The organism is Pseudundibacterium arcticum, from assembly GCF_042646465.1.
Taxonomy (GTDB): domain Bacteria; phylum Pseudomonadota; class Gammaproteobacteria; order Burkholderiales; family Burkholderiaceae_D; genus Undibacterium_A; species Undibacterium_A arcticum.
Genome location: NZ_JBHRTP010000045.1, coordinates 39,632 through 58,559, shown reverse-complemented (window position 1 = coordinate 58,559; position 18,928 = coordinate 39,632). Strand labels below are relative to the sequence as shown.

The 18,928-nt window shown below is 62.1% G+C and carries 17 protein-coding genes; 4 read left to right on the top strand and 13 right to left on the bottom strand.

Translation table 11 applies throughout. The annotated features are described in order from the left end of the window. Positions 1–27: 27 nt before the first annotated feature. The gene (gene gatB, locus ACFOFO_RS14955) at positions 28–1,533 is read left to right on the top strand and encodes an Asp-tRNA(Asn)/Glu-tRNA(Gln) amidotransferase subunit GatB (RefSeq protein WP_390321980.1); all 1,506 of its coding nucleotides are present in this window, start codon (positions 28–30) and stop codon (positions 1,531–1,533) included. 141 nt (positions 1,534–1,674) lie between these two features. Here gatB and ACFOFO_RS14950 read toward each other — a convergent pair whose 3' ends face one another. Both ACFOFO_RS14950 and pyrE read right to left on the bottom strand, forming a co-directional pair. Continuing rightward, on the bottom strand, positions 1,675–2,370 hold the full coding sequence (locus tag ACFOFO_RS14950) for a DUF4124 domain-containing protein (RefSeq protein ID WP_390331898.1): 696 nt from the start codon (positions 2,368–2,370) through the stop codon (positions 1,675–1,677). 1 nt (position 2,371) lies between these two features. Then, positions 2,372–3,037: an orotate phosphoribosyltransferase gene (gene pyrE / locus ACFOFO_RS14945; protein ID WP_390321977.1), complete on the bottom strand. Its 666-nt coding sequence runs from the start codon at positions 3,035–3,037 to the stop codon at positions 2,372–2,374. 303 nt (positions 3,038–3,340) lie between these two features. On the opposite strand from pyrE, the gene ACFOFO_RS14940 reads away from it, so the two are divergent. Beyond that, positions 3,341–4,114, top strand: coding sequence for an exodeoxyribonuclease III (locus ACFOFO_RS14940; RefSeq protein ID WP_390321976.1), 774 nt, complete (start codon positions 3,341–3,343; stop codon positions 4,112–4,114). A 167-nt stretch (positions 4,115–4,281) separates the two neighbouring features. Beyond that, entirely contained in the window at positions 4,282–6,555 is a 2,274-nt protein-coding gene (locus ACFOFO_RS14935; protein WP_390321974.1) for a S9 family peptidase, read from the top strand. A gap of 64 nt (positions 6,556–6,619) precedes the next feature. Here ACFOFO_RS14935 and ACFOFO_RS14930 read toward each other — a convergent pair whose 3' ends face one another. The 11 genes from ACFOFO_RS14930 to ACFOFO_RS14880 all read right to left on the bottom strand — a co-directional run bounded on the left by ACFOFO_RS14930 (position 6,620) and on the right by ACFOFO_RS14880 (position 18,444). Further along, positions 6,620–7,906: an AmpG family muropeptide MFS transporter gene (locus ACFOFO_RS14930; RefSeq protein ID WP_390321973.1), complete on the bottom strand. Its 1,287-nt coding sequence runs from the start codon at positions 7,904–7,906 to the stop codon at positions 6,620–6,622. Beyond that, positions 7,903–8,505 carry a methionine biosynthesis protein MetW gene (gene metW, locus ACFOFO_RS14925; protein WP_390321972.1) on the bottom strand — a complete coding sequence of 201 codons (603 nt, stop codon included), beginning with the start codon at positions 8,503–8,505 and terminating at the stop codon, positions 7,903–7,905. Before metW ends, ACFOFO_RS14930 begins: the two co-directional genes overlap by 4 nt. Next, positions 8,502–9,683 carry a homoserine O-succinyltransferase MetX gene (gene metX, locus ACFOFO_RS14920; RefSeq protein ID WP_390321971.1) on the bottom strand — a complete coding sequence of 394 codons (1,182 nt, stop codon included), beginning with the start codon at positions 9,681–9,683 and terminating at the stop codon, positions 8,502–8,504. The genes metW and metX overlap by 4 nt, the downstream gene beginning before the upstream one ends. 413 nt (positions 9,684–10,096) lie before the next feature. Further along, complete coding sequence (ptsP, locus tag ACFOFO_RS14915; RefSeq protein ID WP_390321970.1) at positions 10,097–11,845, bottom strand: phosphoenolpyruvate--protein phosphotransferase; 1,749 nt, start codon at positions 11,843–11,845, stop codon at positions 10,097–10,099. A 193-nt stretch (positions 11,846–12,038) separates the two neighbouring features. Then, complete coding sequence (locus ACFOFO_RS14910) at positions 12,039–12,308, bottom strand: HPr family phosphocarrier protein (protein WP_390321969.1); 270 nt, start codon at positions 12,306–12,308, stop codon at positions 12,039–12,041. A 38-nt stretch (positions 12,309–12,346) separates the two neighbouring features. Next, positions 12,347–12,745 (bottom strand): PTS sugar transporter subunit IIA, encoded by a 399-nt coding sequence (locus ACFOFO_RS14905; RefSeq protein WP_390321968.1) that lies wholly within the window; start codon positions 12,743–12,745, stop codon positions 12,347–12,349. A 115-nt stretch (positions 12,746–12,860) separates the two neighbouring features. Next, positions 12,861–13,829 carry a glutathione synthase gene (gene gshB, locus ACFOFO_RS14900; RefSeq protein WP_390331897.1) on the bottom strand — a complete coding sequence of 323 codons (969 nt, stop codon included), beginning with the start codon at positions 13,827–13,829 and terminating at the stop codon, positions 12,861–12,863. A 141-nt stretch (positions 13,830–13,970) separates the two neighbouring features. Further along, positions 13,971–15,269 carry a glutamate--cysteine ligase gene (gene gshA / locus ACFOFO_RS14895; protein WP_390321967.1) on the bottom strand — a complete coding sequence of 433 codons (1,299 nt, stop codon included), beginning with the start codon at positions 15,267–15,269 and terminating at the stop codon, positions 13,971–13,973. Between the two features lie 454 nt (positions 15,270–15,723). Continuing rightward, positions 15,724–17,298, bottom strand: a complete 1,575-nt coding sequence (gene amt / locus ACFOFO_RS14890) for an ammonium transporter (protein ID WP_390321965.1) — start codon at positions 17,296–17,298, stop codon at positions 15,724–15,726. A 10-nt stretch (positions 17,299–17,308) separates the two neighbouring features. Further along, positions 17,309–17,647: a P-II family nitrogen regulator gene (locus tag ACFOFO_RS14885; protein ID WP_390321964.1), complete on the bottom strand. Its 339-nt coding sequence runs from the start codon at positions 17,645–17,647 to the stop codon at positions 17,309–17,311. Between the two features lie 11 nt (positions 17,648–17,658). Further along, positions 17,659–18,444, bottom strand: a complete 786-nt coding sequence (locus tag ACFOFO_RS14880) for a TorF family putative porin (RefSeq protein WP_390321963.1) — start codon at positions 18,442–18,444, stop codon at positions 17,659–17,661. A 245-nt stretch (positions 18,445–18,689) separates the two neighbouring features. Between ACFOFO_RS14880 and ACFOFO_RS14875 the strand changes: the two genes are divergently transcribed. After that, complete coding sequence (locus ACFOFO_RS14875; protein ID WP_390321962.1) at positions 18,690–18,926, top strand: accessory factor UbiK family protein; 237 nt, start codon at positions 18,690–18,692, stop codon at positions 18,924–18,926. Positions 18,927–18,928: the final 2 nt, after the last annotated feature.

Genomic DNA, 18,928 nt, shown 5'->3' with positions numbered 1-18,928 from the left:
AGATCAGCGAATACTAGTGAGGTCATTATGCAGTGGGAAGTAGTCATCGGTCTGGAGACGCATGCGCAGCTCACGACCCAATCGAAAATTTTCAGTGGCGCCTCGACCCGCTTCGGCGCCGAACCGAACACCCAGGCCAGCCCGGTCGATCTGGCGCTGCCGGGCGTGCTGCCGGTGATGAACCGCGGCGCGGTCGAGAAGGCGATCCAGTTTGGCCTGGCGATCGGTGCGACGATCACGCCGAGGTCGGTATTCGCGCGCAAGAATTATTTCTACCCCGATCTGCCCAAGGGCTATCAGATCAGCCAGTTCGAAATCCCCGTGGTGCAAGGCGGCAAGGTCTCGTTCATGTTCGAGAAGGATGGCAAACCCGAGCTGCGCTCGGTGCAGCTGACGCGCGCCCACCTCGAAGAAGACGCCGGCAAATCGCTGCATGAGGATTACCACGGCATGACCGGCATCGACCTCAATCGGGCCGGCACCCCGCTGCTGGAAATCGTCACCGAGCCCGACATGCGCAGCGCCGCCGAAGCGGTCGCCTATGCCAAGGCGCTGCACTCGCTGGTGACCTGGCTCGGCCTGTGCGACGGCAACATGCAGGAAGGCTCATTCCGCTGCGACGCCAACGTGTCGGTGCGTCCGCTCGGCCAGAAGGAGTACGGCACCCGCTGCGAGATCAAGAACCTGAACTCGTTCCGCTTCATGGAAGACGCGATCAACTACGAGGTGCGGCGCCAGATCGAACTGATCGAAGACGGCGGCAAGGTGCAGCAGGCGACGCGCCTGTACGACCCGGACAAGAAGGAAACGCGCTCGATGCGCAGCAAGGAAGACGCGCAGGATTACCGTTATTTCCCCGACCCCGACCTGCCGCCGCTGGTGATTTCACCCGAGTGGATCGCCAAGGTGCAAGCCACCATGCCGGAGTTGCCGGGCGCGATGCGCGAGCGTTTCGTGCGCGATTTTGCGTTGACGGAATACGACGCCGCGATGGTGACGCAATCGAAGGCGATGGCGTCCTATTTTGAAGCCGTCGTGACCAGGGCCGGCAAGGAGCAGGCCAAACCTGCTGCCAACTGGCTGATGGGTGACGTGTCGTCCATGTTGAACCGGGCCGACATCGATATTGCCGATTCGCCCATTACCGCTGAGCAATTTGCGCTGTTACTAACGCGAATTGCCGACAACACTATTACCAGCAAGAGTGCAAAGGAAATCTTTGCGGAGATGTGGAGTAGAAATAAATCTATTGCACTAACCGGAGTTCCAACGACAGTATCTGTAGGAACTGTCGGGGTGTCTTTAGTGGACGAAATCATCGAGTCAAAAGGACTGAAACAGATTTCCGACAGCGGTGCGCTGGAAAAAATCATCGATGAAGTGATGGCGGCCAACGACAAACTGGTCGAGGATTTCCGCGCCGGCAAGGACAAGGCCTTCAACGCGCTGGTCGGCCAGGCGATGAAGGCGACCAAGGGCAAGGGCAACCCGGCACAGGTCAACGAATTGCTGCGCAAGAAGCTGGCGGGCTGAAGCGGCGCGGCGCCATTTCTCGGCGTAGCCAAAACAAGATGGCGCGGCGCTGGCTGCGCCATTTTTTTGGCATCTCCGCTGGCCCGCTGGTGCGGCCGGCGGTTCACGCTGCATGGCGCGGCCGGTGCAACTGGCGCTCGCTTATCTCTTGCGCACCGCTTTGGCGCTGTTATCCAGATTGCCGGCGCTGGCGATTGCCGGCTTCGAGGCATCGCTGCCACGCAGTTCGCGATAGCGCTTCATCGCCGCATCGTACGTGGCGTTGATGTCGTCGATCGTCGCGCTCTGATCCTGGATGTTGCTCTGCTCGTTCTGGATCGTGCGTGTCGCCTCTTCCTGCTTGCGGCGCAGGGTGAATGGCAAGGGTTTGTTCTGGTAGAACTCGCTCTCGGCCTTGACGCTGCTGTGCTGCTTTTCGGCATTGGCGATCGCCTGATTCGATCCTGCGATCAGATCCTGCACGGGCTGCAACGCGCGTTTGCGGGCCGCCTCGATGTCGAGGTCGCTCTGATAGCGCGCCAGCAGGATCCGGTCCAGCTGGCGCTGCTCCTCTGCAGCCACGGCATCGGCCCGCAGCTTGTCCTGTTCCACCTGCTTCTGACGCCGCTGTTCCGGCGTCAGCGGCGCGGCGATTTCGCGCCGCACCAGGCCGCCGCTCATCACCCGCATCACGCGGTCGGCGCATTCGGCGACCGGCCGGTCGGACGTGATGGTGTGGCCGCCGCCATCCTTGCAAATGTAAATCTCGGCCCGTGCAGCAACCGGCACCAACGCCAGTAGCGCCAGGCTCCAGCCCGCGATGGCCAGCCGCGTTGGCGCGGTCAAGCGGCGCACCATATCAGGCGACTCCGTAACGCTGGCGGTAGGCGGCGACCGCAGCCTTGTACTGCGTCAATTCCGCGCCGGCGCCGGCATCGGAAATGTAACCGAGCAAATCGTTCAGGTTGGCGATCGACAGCACCGGCATGCCATAGGCGGCGCTGACCTCCTGCACCGCCGACAGCTTCGACAGTGCGTCATCCGTGCCCGAACGCTCCATCCGGTCCAGCGCAATCAGCACCGCACAGGGGGTCGCGCCAGCAGCGCGGATCATGTCAACCGACTCGCGTACCGAGGTGCCGGCCGAAATCACGTCGTCGACGATCACCACCCGTCCCTGCAGCTTGGCACCGACGATGGTGCCGCCTTCGCCATGGTCCTTGGCTTCCTTGCGGTTGTAGGCGAACGGGCGGTTGTGGCCCTTGGCGGCCAGCGCGACCGCGGTGGCCGCGGCCAGCGTGATGCCCTTGTAGGCGGGTCCGAACAGCATGTCGAACTCCAGTCCGGAATCGATCAGGGTCTGCGCATAAAATTCGGCGACCTGACCCAGATTGGCGCCGTCATTGAATAGCCCGGCGTTGAAAAAATAAGGCGATTGGCGGCCAGCCTTGGTGACAAAATCTCCAAACCGCAATACCCCGGCATTAACTGCAAAGGCAATGAATTGCTGACGTAGTGTGCTCATCGTTCCTGAATCTCGCATCGTGTGACAAATTTTGTCGTTAGTGTTTCACTGAGGAAATTTTTACGGGCCTTTGCGCGCAATTGGCTGCATTTTGACCCTGAATAGCCAAGCTTGTGACGGAATTGTAACGGGTTTGGGCATATCCTAGTTGCAACGACAGGGCAGCAAGTTCCATGCCAAATTGCCACCGGGCAATTGTCGCGCGTGCGCAGCGCCCCGCCGCACGTCGCTGCACCTCGGCGCACGCTGGAAGCCGGTCGGTGAATCGGTTATTCTAAAGCCCCACTCCTGAATCGATCCGCCATGCCAAAAATCATTTCCGCCAACCTGAACGGGATCCGCTCCGCCGCCAAAAAAGGTTTTTTCGAATGGATGGCCAAACAATCGGCCGATTTTATTTGCGTGCAGGAATTGAAGGCGCAGGTGGCCGACATGACGCCGGAATTTCTGAATCCGGGCGGCTATCACGGCCATTTTCACTACGCTGAAAAGAAGGGTTATTCCGGCGCCGGGGTCTACAGCAAGATCGAACCGGATGCGGTGCATATCGGCTTCGGCAGTCCGGAATTTGACGCCGAAGGGCGCTATGTCCGCTGCGATTTAGGCCAACTGACCGTGATCTCGGTGTACTGCCCGTCGGGCTCGTCGTCGCCGGAACGGCAGGAGGCGAAGTTCCGTTTCATGGAAGTATTCCTGCCGCATCTGCTGGCGCTGAAGGCGGAAGGGCGCGAGATCGTGATCTGCGGCGACTGGAACATCGCGCACAAGGAAATCGACCTGAAAAACTGGAAGAGCAACCAGAAGAATTCCGGCTTCCTGCCGGAGGAGCGCGCTTGGCTGAGCCGCGTGTTCGATGAAGTCGGCCTGGTCGACGTGCATCGCCGCATCGACGACCGGCCCGAGCAATATACCTGGTGGAGCAACCGCGGCCAGGCCTGGGCCAAGAACGTCGGATGGCGCATCGATTACCACGTCGCCACGCTCGGCATCGGCGCCAAGGCGACCGCGGTGTCGATCTACAAGGAGGAGCGCTTCTCCGACCATGCACCGCTGATCATCGAGTACGCGCACGCCTGACCGTATCCGACGCTGGCGCGATGCAGCGTTCCAATCTCGCGCAATCCTGCTATTCTTGATGACGGGCAACATTTGTTGCCCGACTTGTGGCATCACCCCGTTCACAACATCACTGGCCGCCCGTACCGACCCGGCATGGGCGACAGCCAATTGCACAGGATTCTGACATGCGCATTCTGCTGTTTCTGTCGCTGGCGCTTGCCGGCTTGCCCACCTTTGCCGATCGCCTGACGATCGAACGCCTGCACAGCGATCCCGAGCTGTCCGGTGCCAGCCCGCGCAATCTGCAGCTGTCGCCGGACGGCGCGCGGGTCGGCTTCCTGCGCGGCCGCGCCGATGATCAGTTCCAGCTCGACCTGTGGGAATTCAATGTGCGCGACAACAGCATGCGGCGGCTGGTCGATTCGCGCGCGTTGCAGCCGCATGAACAGGTTTCCGATGTGGAGCAGGCGCGCCGCGAGCGCGAACGCAAGGCCGGCCTGCATGGCATCGTCGATTACAGCTGGTCGCCGGACGGCCAGCAATTGCTGGTGCCGCTCGGCGGCGAGCTGTACCTGGTCGACGCCGCCCGTCCCGAGCATGCGCGCCGGGTCGCCAGCGGCAACGTGCTGGACCCGCAAATTTCGCCGAAGGGGCACTATGTCTCGTTCGTGCGGCAGCAAAACCTGTATGTGTGCGACCTCGCCAGCGGCCAGGAACGGCAGCTGACGCGCGACGGTGGTGCCACCATTCACAATGCCGAAGCCGAGTTCGTCGCGCAGGAAGAAATGGATCAACGGAGTGGCTACTGGTGGGCGCCGGACGATTCCGCGATCGCGTTCAAGCGCTTCGACGAGGCGCAAGTGCCGCTGGCGCGCCGCGTTGAAATCTATGCCAGCCGCACCGACCTGGTCGAGCAGCGCTACCCTGGCGCCGGCGATCCGAACGTGCTGGTGACGCTGGCACTGGTGGCGCCGGAGAGCGGCGCGACCAGGCAGGTCGATCTGGGCAGTGAGCAGGACATCTACCTGGTGCGCGCCGACTGGAGCGCCGACAGCCGCACCCTGACCTACCAGCGCCAGAGCCGTGACCAGCACCGGCTGCAGCTGATGGCGGTCGACGCCGCGACGCTGGCGCAGCGCACGCTGCTGACCGAAACCGCGGACACCTGGGTCAATGTGCAGCAGGCGCCGCATTTCCTGAAGCAGCGCAATGCCTTGCTGTGGGTGTCCGAGCGCAGCGGCCACAAACATCTGTACCTGTTCGACCTCGACGGCCGTTTGCTGCATCCGGTCACGCGCGGCGACTGGGGCATCGACCAGCTGCTGGCGGTCGATGAACAGGCTGGCCGCGTCTATCTGAGCGCCAATCGCGACGCCGTGATCGACCAGCAAATTTACGCCCTGGCGCTCGATGGCAGCAGCGCCGAGCGGCCGCAACGCGTGAGCCAGGCCGACGGCTGGCACGAGGCAAAATTTTCCGGTCACGGCGAACTGTACGTCGATACCTGGTCCGATACCGACACGCCGCCGCAAGTCAGTCTGCGCCGGCCCGACGGCAGCCTGCTGGCATGGATCGAGCACAACGAAATGAATAGCCGCCATCCGTATGCGCCGTATCGCGCCAGCCATGTCGCGACCGAGTTCGGCACGCTGCAGGCGGAAGACGGTCAGAGCCTGTACTACGCGCTGAAGAAGCCGGCCGGCTTCGACCCGCATCGACGCTATCCGGTATTCCTGTCGGTCTATGGCGGGCCGGGTTCGCAACAGGTGCAGCGCAAATGGGGCGGCCTGTTCGACCAGTACATGGCGCAGCAGGGTTATGTCGTGTTTCGCCTCGACAACCGCGGCTCGTACCGGCGCGAACGGCGTTTTACCGATGTCATCTACCAGGAGCTGGGCAAGCATGAAGTGGCCGACCAGCTGACTGGCATCGACTGGCTGGCGCGTCAGCGTTTTGTCGATCCACAGCGGATCGGCGTGTTCGGCTGGAGTTACGGCGGCTTCATGACGCTGCGCCTGCTGGAAGCAGGATCAAGCCGGATCGCTGCCGGTGCGTCGGTGGCGCCGGTCACCGACTGGCAGCTGTACGACACCCATTACAGCGAACAATACCTGGGCCGCCCGCAAGACAACCCGGAGGGCTATCGCCAGAGCGGCGTGTTCGCGCATCTGGACGGATTACGCTCGCCGCTGCTGCTGATGCACGGGATGGCGGACGACAACGTGCTGTTTACCAACTCGACGCGGCTGATCGATGCTCTGGCGAGCGGCGGCGTGATGTTCGACCTGATGACTTATCCGGGCGCAAAACACGGGATCTCGGGTCCGGCCGGGCAGAAGCATGTGTACCGCACCATCGAGCGCTTCTTCGCCCAGCATCTGAAGCAGCCGGCGCCGCTGCCGAGCGCCGCTACGGCACCGGTACCGGATCCTGCAGCGCCTGCGCAACCGCCAGCCTGAGCCCAGTATCTGTAGTTTTCAGGCTATTTATATGCGGAACCGGCCTATCGGTGAAGGAGTATATTCAGACGCGGTTGGGCCGCTGCTCGTTCCACGGCGCGATTTTCGGCAACATCAGCATGCCGGGCAGGGCCAGCCCGAAACACAGGATGAAGAACCAGAACCAGCCGGTCTGCGCCACGATGAAGCCGATCGACGACGTGACGAAGGTGCGCGGCACCGCGGCCAGGCTCGAGAACAGCGCGAACTGGGTGGCGGTGTAGCGCGGATCGGTGGTCTTCGCGATATAGGCGACGAAGGCGGCGGTGCCGAGGCCGACGCCGAAGCCCTCGAAGGCCATCGCCGCGGCCAGGTAGTACGGATCCGGGCCGGCGTGGGCCAGCACCGCAAACCCAAGGCTGGTGAGCGCCTGCAACACGCCAAAGATCCACAGCGCGCGGTTGATGCCGAGCTTGACCATCCAGACCCCGCCGACGATGCCGCCGATGATGCTGGCCCAGAATACGGTCAGCTTCGCGATCGCGCCGATCTGCGTCAGCGCAAATCCGAGATCGATAAAGAATTTCGTCAGCAGCGTGCCGGCCATGCTGTCGCCGATCCGGTACAGGAAAATGAAGCCGAGCACCCACAGCGCATTGCTCCAGCCGCCGCGTGAAATGAATTCACGAAACGGCAACACCACCGCCTCGCGGATATTTTTCGGTGGTTCGCCGTAGATCTCCGGTTCCTTGATCAGCAGGGTGCAAATCAGGCCCGGCAGCATGAACGCCGCGGTGATCCAGAACACCGACTGCCACGGCAGCAAATCGGCCAGGATCAGTGACAAGGCGCCGGGCACCAGATTGGCCACCTTGTACGCGTTGACATAGGCGGCCGCGCCCAGGCCCTGTTCATTGTCGGGCAGGATTTCGCGCCGGTAGGCGTCCACCACCACATCCTGGCTGGCCGACAGGAAGGCCACCACCGAGGCGGCAGCGGCAATCAGCGGCAGCTGGGTCAGCGGGTCCAGCATCCCCATCACGCCAATCGCGACCAGCAGCAAGGCTTGCGTCAAGGCCATCCAGCCGCGCCGCCGCCCGAGCGAACCGAAATGGAAACGGTCCATCAGCGGCGCCCACAGAAATTTCCAGGTGTACGGGAACATCACCAGCGCGAACAGGCCGATCGCCTTGATGTTGAGCCCGGACTTGGCCAGCCAGGCCTGCAGCAGGTTGAGCAGGATATACAGCGGCAAACCGGAACTGAAGCCGAGGAACAGCAGCACCAGCATGCGCCGGTTCAGATAGCTGTGCCAGGACGTGGCGGGCGGCGCGGGTGGCGCCGGCGCCAGCGGCGGTGAAGTCGATTTCATTTTTTCTTCAATCGGAACACCGCCAGGCTGCCACGCCAGTTAGGCAAAAAGGTGATCGGCTTGCCATCGTGCAGCGCAATGCATTCCAGCACGTCGAGTCCGACCTGATTCGCCAGCGCCTCGAAATCCTTGATCGTGGCGCAGCGCACATTCGGCGTGTCATACCACTCGTATGGCAGCGACTTCGATACCGGCATGCGGCCGCGCAGCAATGCGGCGCGATGCGGCCAGTAGGCGAAATTCGGAAACGACACGATGGCTTCACGGCCGACGCGCGCGATGTCGCGCAGCAGGCCTTCGACGTTCTTCATCATCTGCAGCGATGACAGGCACAACACGGTATCGAAGCTGTTGTCGGCAAAAATGCCCAGGCCCTTCTCCATGTCCTGCTGGATCACGTTGATGCCGCGCTGCGCGCTGGCCAGGATCTTGTCGTCGGCGATCTCGATGCCGTAGCCGGTGCAGCGCTTGGCGCTTTGCAGATAATCGAGCATCACGCCATCGCCGCAGCCGACGTCAAGCACATGGCTGTGCGGGCCGACCCAGTGTGCAATGAAGGCCAGATCGGCGCGCAAACTGCTCAGTTCCTGAAAATTCATGCGGCCACCTTGCTGTTTCGTTCATCCCAGATACGGTCGTAATAGGTGCGCACCAGATTCAGATAACGTGCATCTTCCAGCAGGAACGCATCGTGGCCATGCGGCGCGTCGATTTCGGCATAGGTGACACGGCGCTTGTTGTCGATCAGCGCGCGCACGATCTCGCGGCTGCGTTCCGGCGCGAAGCGCCAGTCGGTGGCAAACGACGCCAGCAGAAATTGCGCGCGGCTGTTGGCCAGTGCTTTGCTCAGATCGCCGCCGAACGCACGCGCCGGGTCGAAATAGTCGAGCGCCCTGGTGACCAGCAAATAGGTATTGGCGTCGAAGTATTCCGAGAACTTGTCGCCCTGATAACGCAGATAGGATTCAATTTCGAAATCGACGCCAAAGCCGAAGTGGTAGTCGCGCTCGGCGCCGTTCTCGTCGTCCGTGTCAGCCGGGTTGGTGGCGCGCAGTTTGCGACCGAATTTCTCGGCCATGTCATCGTCCGACAGATAGGTGATGTGGCCGATCATGCGCGCTACCCGCAAGCCGTTCTTCGGCACCACGCCGTATGCGTAATAATCGCCGCCGTGATAATCGGGGTCGGTCAGAATCGCCTGGCGCGCGACGTCGTTGAACGCGATGTTCTGCGCCGACAGCTTGGCGGTCGAAGCGATCACGACGCAATGGCGCAGCCGGTCCGGGTACATCGTGCTCCACGCCAGCGCCTGCATGCCGCCCAGCGAGCCGCCCATCACCGCCGCGAATTGCTCGATCCCGAGCCGGTCCGCCAGACGCGCCTGCGCCGTGACCCAGTCCTGTACCGTCACCACCGGGAACTCGGCGCCGTACGGTTTGCCGCTGGCCGGGTTGATATGCATCGGGCCGGTCGAGCCGAAGCAGGAGCCCAGGTTGTTGACGCCGATCACGAAGAAACGGTCGGTGTCGAGCGGCTTGCCGGGGCCGACCATGTTGTCCCACCAGCCGACATTCTTGGGCTGGTCGGCATACACGCCGGCCACATGATGCGACGCGTTCAGCGCATGACAGACCAGCACCGCGTTCGATTTATCGGCATTGAGCGTACCGTAGGTTTCATACACCAGGGTGTAGTCGGCGATCGCCGCGCCGCTCTGCAATGGCAAGGGCTCGGCAAATTGCATCGACTGAGGTGAAACGATTCCGATGGAAGACATGGGATCCAGATCAAGTTCAAAAAAAGTCCGAAGACAAGCCCTCGGATCGTATCGGGCTATCTGGCACAACAGGGACTAAATCGGGGCTCGTCTGCAAGCTCGCTTTAGCCGTATTTATGCGGGATAGACCCTTGCGCCCGCAAGCTGAGTCGGGGGAACCGTTCAAATCGGCGCAAGCTGCAAGAATAGCGAACTCGCCGGCCGCCGTCAAACCGCATCAGGGGCCGGTCGGAGTTGCGGAATCGAAGCAAACACACGCTGAACGGGGACAGATTTTGCCGGATTTGCAGCGTCAATAGCGCGCCAACTAGCGGGCTATTGCGCAAAAAGCCGGCGACACCATACGCTCGCAGACTTTAGCAGCCGATGCTGCGGGGGCGCCGAGCCGTAACTCTGACCGGCTCCCGGGGTCGTTACAAGGCTTGCAACTGCGCGACGGTGTCGCCAATCATGCCCGGCTCGACCGAACGCAGGATCTTGCGCACGTACGGCTCGATCTGGCTCAGGTCGCTGTTCAGGATTTCCTGCTTGACTGCCAGCAGCTGGGCCGGATGCATCGAAAATTCACGCAAGCCCATGCCGAGCAACAATCGCGTCAGATGGATGTCGCCGGCCATTTCGCCGCACACCGAAACCGGCGTGCCGGCTCTTTCGCCGGTCTTGATGGTCATCGACAGCAGGTGCAGGATGGCCGGGTGCAGCGGGTTGTAGAGATGCGCGACCTCGTGATCGACGCGATCGATCGCCAGCGTGTACTGGATCAGGTCGTTGGTGCCGATCGACAGGAAATCGAGGCGCTTGATGAACATCGGCAGCGCCAGCGCGGCGGCCGGAATCTCGATCATGGCACCGATCTGGATCGCGCCGTCGAATTTTTTATGGGCGTCGCGCAGCTGGGCCTTGGCCTGCTCGATCAGCGCCAGCGTCTGGTCGATCTCGAAAGCATGGGCCAGCATCGGGATCAGCAGCTTGACCGGGCCGATCGCCGAGGCGCGCAGGATCGCGCGCAGTTGGGTCAGAAACAGGCGCGGTTCGGCCAGGCAGTAGCGGATCGCACGCAGCCCGAGCGCCGGATTGAGCGCGTTGTGCTCGATCATGTCGAGCGGCTTGTCGGCGCCGATGTCGAGCGTGCGGATCGTCACCGGCCGCCCCTTCATCGCCACCACGGCCTTGCGGTAGGCTTCGAATTGCTCGTCTTCCGACGGCAGCTTGCTGGCGCTGCCGCGCCCCATGAACAGGAATTCAGTACGGAACAGGCCGACGCCGCTGGCGCCGGCGTCCATCGCGGCGGCGCAGTCTTCGGGCAGCTCGATATTGGCCAGCAGCGCGATGGCGACGCCGTCGCGCGTGACAGCGGGCGTCTTCTTCAGCTTGCCGAGCTTTTTGCGGACGCGTAATTGTGCCGCTTGACGCTCACGGTATTGCTCGAGCACGATCTCGCTCGGGTCGATGATGACAACACCGGCATCGCCGTCGACGATCACCCAGTCGTCCTGCGCGATCAGGCTCGACGCCCGCGATACACCGACCGCGGCCGGAATGTCGAGGCTGCGCGCGACGATCGCGGTATGCGAGTTCTGGCCGCCGACATCGGTGACGAAGCCGCTGAACGAGCGGTCACGAAAACGCAGCATGTCGGCCGGCGATATATCGTGCGCCACCACGATCATCAGCGCCAGCGATTCGTCCAGGCCGTCAGGCGCCGGCAACAGTTGCGCGCTGCCGGTCAGTATCTTCAGCACCCGCTCGGCGACCTGGGCGATGTCGGCCTTGCGCTCGCGCAGATAGGGGTCCTCGATTTCGTCGAACTGCGCCGACAGCTCGTCGATCTGGGTCACCAAAGCCCATTCGGCGTTGTAGTGGCGGGTCCGGATGATGTCGAGCGGCGCTTCGGAAATCATCGGGTCCGACAGGATCAGCGCGTGCACGTCGATGAAGGCGCCCAGTTCGGCCGGCGCATCTTTCGGCAGCTCGGACCAGATCGTCTGCAGCTCCTTGTGCACGGCGCTGATGGCCTGCTGCAGCCGCTCGACCTCGGCCTCGACCTGTTCCTGTGCGACCAGATAATGTTTGACGTCGAGCGCGGCCGGCGTCAGCAGGTGCGCCCGCCCAATGGCGATGCCGCGCGAAACAGGAATGCCGTGGAGCGAAAATGATGCCATCGTTGTGCCTGTATGGGTGCGGGAAGAGCGGCCTAGAGCCGCACTTCACATTTGGTAATTTTTACGAGCCGCCGGCTGGCTCTGAAAATCGTAGCGAGCGGCGCGAGGTCGGACCGAGAAGCACAGCCGTACGCAGGTACGGCGAGCATCGCAGGTTCGAGATCGCGCCGCGCAGTAGATTTGCAGAGCCAGCCTATTCGCCTTCGCCGAACTTGTCGTGTATCAGGGCAGTGATTGCATTGAAACAGTCCGCTTCGTCGGCGCCATCGGTCTCCAGCGTTACCCTGGCGCCCTTGCCGGCGGCCAGCATCATCACGCCCATGATCGATTTGGCGTTGACGCGGCGCGTGTTGCGGGTCAGCCAGACATCGCTTTTGTACTTGGTGGCGAGTTGGGTCAGTTTGGCGGAGGCGCGGGCATGCAGGCCGAGTTTGTTGGTGATTTCGAGTTCTTGTTGAATCATCGCTGGAGTTTGCCGGTGTTTTTGGAGGTTAAATGAGACTAAAGCCGCAGTCGATTGTCGACCCGCACCGCGCCATTCTGGCCGCCGGCCAGCGCCATTTCGACCACCACGTCCAGCGTATCCTGGCGGTACGTCAGCGCGCGCAGCAGCATCGGCAGGCTGATGCCGGCGATCACTTCGATCCGGCCGGCTTCGGCCAGCGTGTTGCAGCAATTGGACGGCGTGCCGCCCTTGACGTCGGTGATCACCAGCACACCGGAGCCATCGTCCAGGCGCGTGATCGCCTCGGCCGCCAATTGGTTGACCTCGGCCGGACTCTGGTCGGCCACCACGTCGATCGCCTCCAGCCGTTCGGGCTGGCCGCGAAAGACATGCTGCGTGGCGGCGATGAAGGCCTGACCGAGCGGCGCGTGGGTGAGAAGAAGAATGCCGACCATACCGGAACCTTATGCAACCTTATGCAAGCCAACAATAATCAGGGAGTATATGCAAAAAAACTCTTATTCCGCAATACTTTCACCGGGATTTTAAAATACTGCAGGCAGTATATGTTCAAGCCCGGACCGCTTTTTCGACTGCATCGATGAACATCGCAGCCACGTCGAAGCCGGTTTGTTGCGTGATTTCCTGAAAACAGGTCGGGCTGGTGACATTCACCTCGGTCAGGCAATCGCCGATAACATCTAATCCTACCAGCAACAGGCCGCGACTCGCCAGGACCGGGCCCAAGGCTTCGCCGATTTCGCGGTCGCGCGCGCTCAGTGGCTGCGCCACGCCGAGGCCGCCGGCGGCCAGGTTGCCGCGCACTTCGGTGCCCTGCGGGATGCGCGCCAGCGAGAACGGCACCAGCTCGCCGCCGATCACCAGGATGCGCTTGTCACCCGTGACGATCTCGGGAATGAAACGCTGCGCCATGATGCTGTGGGCGCCGTTGTCGGTCAGGGTCTCGATGATCGCGCCCAGGTTCATCGCATCGGCCTTGATGCGAAAGACGCCGGTGCCGCCCATGCCGTCCAGTGGTTTCAGGATGATGTCCTGGTGCTCGGCGTGGAAGGCGCGCAGCCGCGCCTCGTCGCGCGTGACCAGGGTCGGCGTGATGAATTGCGGGAATTGCGCGATTGCCAGTTTTTCGTTGTGATTGCGCACCGCGGTCGGATCGTTCAGCACCCGCGCACCTTGCTGCACCGCCAGTTCCAGCAGGTAGGTGGTGTAGATGTATTCCATGTCGAACGGCGGGTCCTTGCGGTTGATCACCGCATCGAACTGTGACAATGGCTGCACGCCAATCGGCTCGGCGCGGTACCAGTCATGCGGCTGGTGGTGATCATCGCTGCGCGGATTGCCGGTCAGCGTGATACGGTCGACATTGGCCCGCACGCCGCCGCCGTCGAGCGCCAGGGCGCGCTGTTCGAATGCATATAGCTCGTAGCCGCGGCGCGCGGCCTCGACCATCATCGCGTAGGTGGAATCCTTATAGGTCTTGAAACCGGCCAACGGGTCGGCCAGGAAGGCAAGTTTCATCGAAGTCCTCTTAAATTATGCAAGCGCGCCAGCGCGGTTCAACACAGCCAACCGGGCATCGTTCGGCGCCGAACCGCACCGCGTCCTGGCCTGACGACCGGCCAGTGCAAACGCGCTGGCCGCAAGGCGATGCGATCCCACTCAATAGATTTCCGGATTCGGATCGGTCTTTTCCATCTCCAGCGACGCCGCCAGCAAGGCCAGCCGCGCCACCACACCGTACATGTAGAAACGGTTCGGCGCCGCGGTGCCGGGCTTGGCCTTCAGGTCCGGCAACGCGTGCTGCTGGGCAAACGCGAGTGGCACGAAATGGGCGCCCGGCGCGTTCAGGTTCTGGTCGATCGCGCGGTCGGCGTGGACCCGGTAGAAGCCGCCGACCACGTAGCGGTCGATCATGTAGACCACCGGCTCGGCCACCGACTCGTTGATGTGCTCGAACGAATGCACCCCTTCCTGCACGATCACGTCGGTCACTTCGAGGCCGTCCTTGCCCACAGCCATCTTGCTGCGCTGCTTGCGGTTCAGGTCCTTGACCTCGCTGCTGTCCTTGATCGTCATGATGCCCATGCCATAGGTGCCGGCGTCGGCCTTCACGATCACGAACGGGGTTTCCTTGATGCCGTATTCCTTGTATTTCTTGCGGATCTTGGCCAGCACGCCGTCGACCGCGGCCACCAGCCGGTCCTCGCCGGTGCGGTCGTTGAAATTGATGCCGGCGCAGCGGGCGAAATACGGATTGAGCATCCACGGATCGACGTCGATCAGCTTCGCGAATTTTTTCACCACTTCATCGTAGGCCGCGAAATGGTTGGTCTTGCGCCGCACCGCCCAGCCGGCATGCAGCGGCGGCAGCAGGTTTTGTTCGTTCACGTTTTCGAGGATGCCCGGGATGCCGGACGACAGATCGTTATTCAGCAGCACGGTGCAGGGGTCGAAATTTTTCAGGCCGACGCGGCGCCCGTTCTGCGAGCGCTCGATCGGCTCCAGGGTCAGCGTGCTGCCGTCCGGTAATTCGATCGGAGTCGGCTCGGTGACATCGTCCGACAACGAGCCGAGCCGCACATTGAGGCCGGTCTGGCGGAAAATCTGCATCAGCCGCGCCAGATTCTGCAGGTAGAAGCTGTTGCGGATGTGCGCTTCGGGGATCAGCAGCAGGTTCTTGGCATCGGGACAATATTTCTCGATCGCGGCCATCGCGGCCTGCACCGCCAGCGGCAGCATCTCGGGCGCGAGGTTGTTGAAACCGCCCGGGAACAGGTTGGTGTCGACCGGCGCCAGCTTGAAGCCGGCATTGCGCAAATCGACCGAGCAGTAGAACGGCGGCGTGTGCTCCTGCCATTCGAGCCGGAACCAGCGCTCGATGGCCGGCGTGGCCTCCAGAATCTTCTTTTCGAGGTCGAGCAGCGGGCCGGTCAGCGCCGTGACGAGGTGGGGAACCATAAAAAACCTTTTTACTTATGCAACGGATGAATGTGCGCGACGAATGTACCAGACGAATCTGCCCGACGAATCTGCCCGATTCTAGCGGATGCGTCGTTAATGCGCCGGATCGGCTGGCGGGTAGTCCGTAGATGTGGGGCGATTGGGCGCGATATCAAGACCGGCACCACGATCGCGGCCGTGAAAGCAGCGTGGTACCCGCGCAGCCGGGGCTCCCAGCCTTGCAAGGAATTTCGTTCCGGGCGGCGCGGGAACGACAATCGCGACCACGACCGTGTGCGGCGCTTGAATGGCGTGATACACGACGCCCAGACCATAAAAAAGGCGCCTCCGAAGAGGCGCCTTTCGCTCACGACATGATCGCCGGATGCATTGGAGTTATTTACTACTACCATACTCCTATTGTGGAACTACCACCTCCACCTACTGTAAAGCGAAATTTACATATACTCCATCAAGCGTGATAAGCCGATTCACCGTGGCTGGTAATATCCAGACCTTCGCGCTCTTCTTCTTCGGGTACCCGCAGCCCGACTGTCAGGTCGACCAGCTTGTACGCGACCACCGACACCACTGCCGACCAGAGGATGGTGGTGCCGATCGCCTGCGCCTGGATCCAGACTTGGCCGCCGATCGAATACGCGTCCTTCGACATCGCATTGGTCACGTAATCGAAGATGCCCTGGCCGCCGAGCGCCGGCGACGCGAAGACACCGGTCAACAGCGCGCCCAGGATACCGCCGACGCCGTGCACACCGAACACGTCGAGCGAATCGTCGGCGCCGATCAGACTCTTCAGACCGTTCACGCCCCACAGGCACAGCAGGCCGGCCAACAGACCGATCGCCAGTGCACCCATCGGACCGACGAAGCCGCAGGCCGGGGTGATTGCCACCAGACCGGCCACCGCGCCGGACGCGCCGCCCAGCATCGACGGCTTGCCCTTGAACAGCCACTCGCCGAACAGCCACGACAGCGTCGCGGTAGCGGTCGCCAGCAGCGTGTTGATGAAGGCCAGCGCGGCAACGTCGCCCGCTTCCAGCGCCGAACCGGCGTTGAAGCCGAACCAGCCGACCCACAGCAGCGACGCGCCGATCATGGTCATCGTCAGCGAATGCGGCGCCATCGATTCACGGCCGTAGCCGACACGCTTGCCGATCAGGACCGCACCGACCAGGCCTGCCACCGCCGCATTGATGTGCACCACGGTGCCGCCGGCGAAGTCGAGCGCGCCTTTTTGCCACAGGAAGCCGCCCTTGGCCGTCTCGGACGCCAGCGTTCCCGCATCCTTGATGCCGTCCGGACCGGGCCAGAACCAGACCATGTGCGCGATCGGCAGGTAAGCAAAGGTGAACCACAGCACCACGAACAGCAGCACCGCCGCAAAGCGCGCCCGTTCGGCAAAAGCGCCGATGATCAGGCCGCAGGTGATTGCCGCAAACGTGGCCTGGAACGCGACGTAGACGAATTCCGGTAGCACCACGCCTTTGCTAAAGGTGGCGGCGGTCGAGAAAGTGGCCTTGACCGGGTCCCAGATGCCGTTCAGGAATAAGCGGTCGAAACCCCCGATGAAGCGGGTATTTTCCGTAAATGCCAGGGAATAGCCGTAGATGCACCACAATACGATGATGACGGCGAAAATCACGAACACCTGCAGCAGGATCGACAGCATGTTCTTGGAACGCACCAGGCCGCCATAGAACAGCGCCAGACCGGGGATCGTCATCAGGATCACCAGCATGGTCGAGACCATCATCCAGCTGGTGTCACCCTTGTTCGGGGTCGGGGCGGCAGCGGGAGCTGCGGCCGGTGCAGAAGATGGGGCCGCTGCTGTCGTGGCCGCTGGTGCAGCTGCAGGTGCAGCAGCCGATGCGGCTGCGCTCGAGGCAGGCGCCGCCACTGCGGCACTGCTGGCAGCCGGCGCCGTAGTGGCCGCGGACGATTCATCGGCCGCCCATGCGGGCACGGAGCATACAGCGGTGACGCACAAGGCGCAGCCTGCCAGCCATTTGGCGATTGTTGTTTTCATTGTTTTCCCCTTACAGTGCGTCATTGCCGGTTTCACCGGTGCGGATCCGCACCACCTGTTCCAGCGCGCTCACAAAAATCTTGCCGTCGCCGATCTTGCCGGTGCGAGCCGAGGTTTCGATCGCCTCGATCACATGCTCGACCAGCGCGTCGTCGACTGCTGCCTCGATCCGCGTCTTGGGCAGGAAATCGACCACGTATTCGGCGCCGCGATACAGCTCGGTATGGCCTTTCTGGCGGCCGAAACCCTTGACTTCGGTGACGGTGATGCCTTGCACCCCGATCGCCGACAAGGCTTCACGCACCTCGTCGAGCTTGAACGGTTTGATAATGGCGGTAATCATTTTCATGTGAGCCTCGCTTAAAAAGTTTTTGCGACGGAAACCACCAGCGCACGCTTGCCCATGAACTTGCCGTTAGCCGGCGACGCATAGAACGTCTCGTCGGCGTTGGTGTCGACCGCGGCCACCGCCAGCGTGACGCCGCCAAGCTGGTTGAAGACCTTGCTGACGCCGATCTTGTAGTCGCTGTAGGTCGCGGCCGAGTCATTCACGCCGCGCACCTTTTGATAGCCGGCGTGCAGGTTCAAGGTGAAATCACTGCCCAGGTCGACATTGGCGCCGAGGTCCACGTAACCGCTGTTCTTGCTGTCCGGGATGCCGAACAGGGTGGTCAGCGCATGCGAATACTTGATATAGGCCGGACCGTAGCCGAGCTGGCCGTAGATTTCAAAGGTATTGGCGTTCTTGAAGCCGGGCACGTCGTCGAGCTTATTGTTGACGTAGACATAGGCCAGCGCGCCGACGTCATAACTCACATCCTTGACCAGTTCACCCTTCTTGCCGGCATACAGATCCCACTCCAGCGGCGTGCTGCCGGCGCCGTTGCCGATGTCCTTGACCCATTTGATGGTCGACAGCCAGGTACCGGCGTAGAACCCGGACGGGTTGTGGACATAATCGGCGCCGCCCTGCAGCGCTGGATCCAGCCGCGTCTGCGAAATGCCGCGATAGCGGTAATCGCTGACCAGGCTGGCATTGAAGCTGACTTCGTGCTCCGGCTTGGCATCTTCGGCCCACGCCGGCATGGCGCAAAGACTGCCGCCGGCGACGGCGGACACGGCGACTGCAAGTATCAATTTTTTCATCTTAGTTCCCTGGAGACGGTTTTGCACAATAAAATGGCGAACGAACAAGTTTCCCTTTAGCATTAGCAGGACTCGTGCCAGGTGCTCAGGGGATTAATTGACGCCGATTCAGCCCTTTTGCCACCCGACGCGGCGCGGACTATGATGAAATGGCAAGGACAGCGCGTTTGCAGCGCACCAGATTTATACCGATTTACCGCCGACCGCACCAAACTGGTGCGGCCCAACCGAGACAGAGGACAGCGATGGACAAGAATTTCTTCAACGACATGCAGGCCAAGATCAACCAGGCATTGGAAAATTCACCCGCCAAGGACATCGAAAAGAACGTCAAGGCGCTGATGAGCCAGGGCTTTGCCAAGCTCGACCTGGTCACGCGCGAAGAATTCGACGTGCAGGCGCAGGTGCTGGCCAAGACCCGCGCCAAGCTCGACGTGCTGGAAGCGCGCGTGGCGGAGCTTGAAGCCAAGCTGCCGCGCTAAGC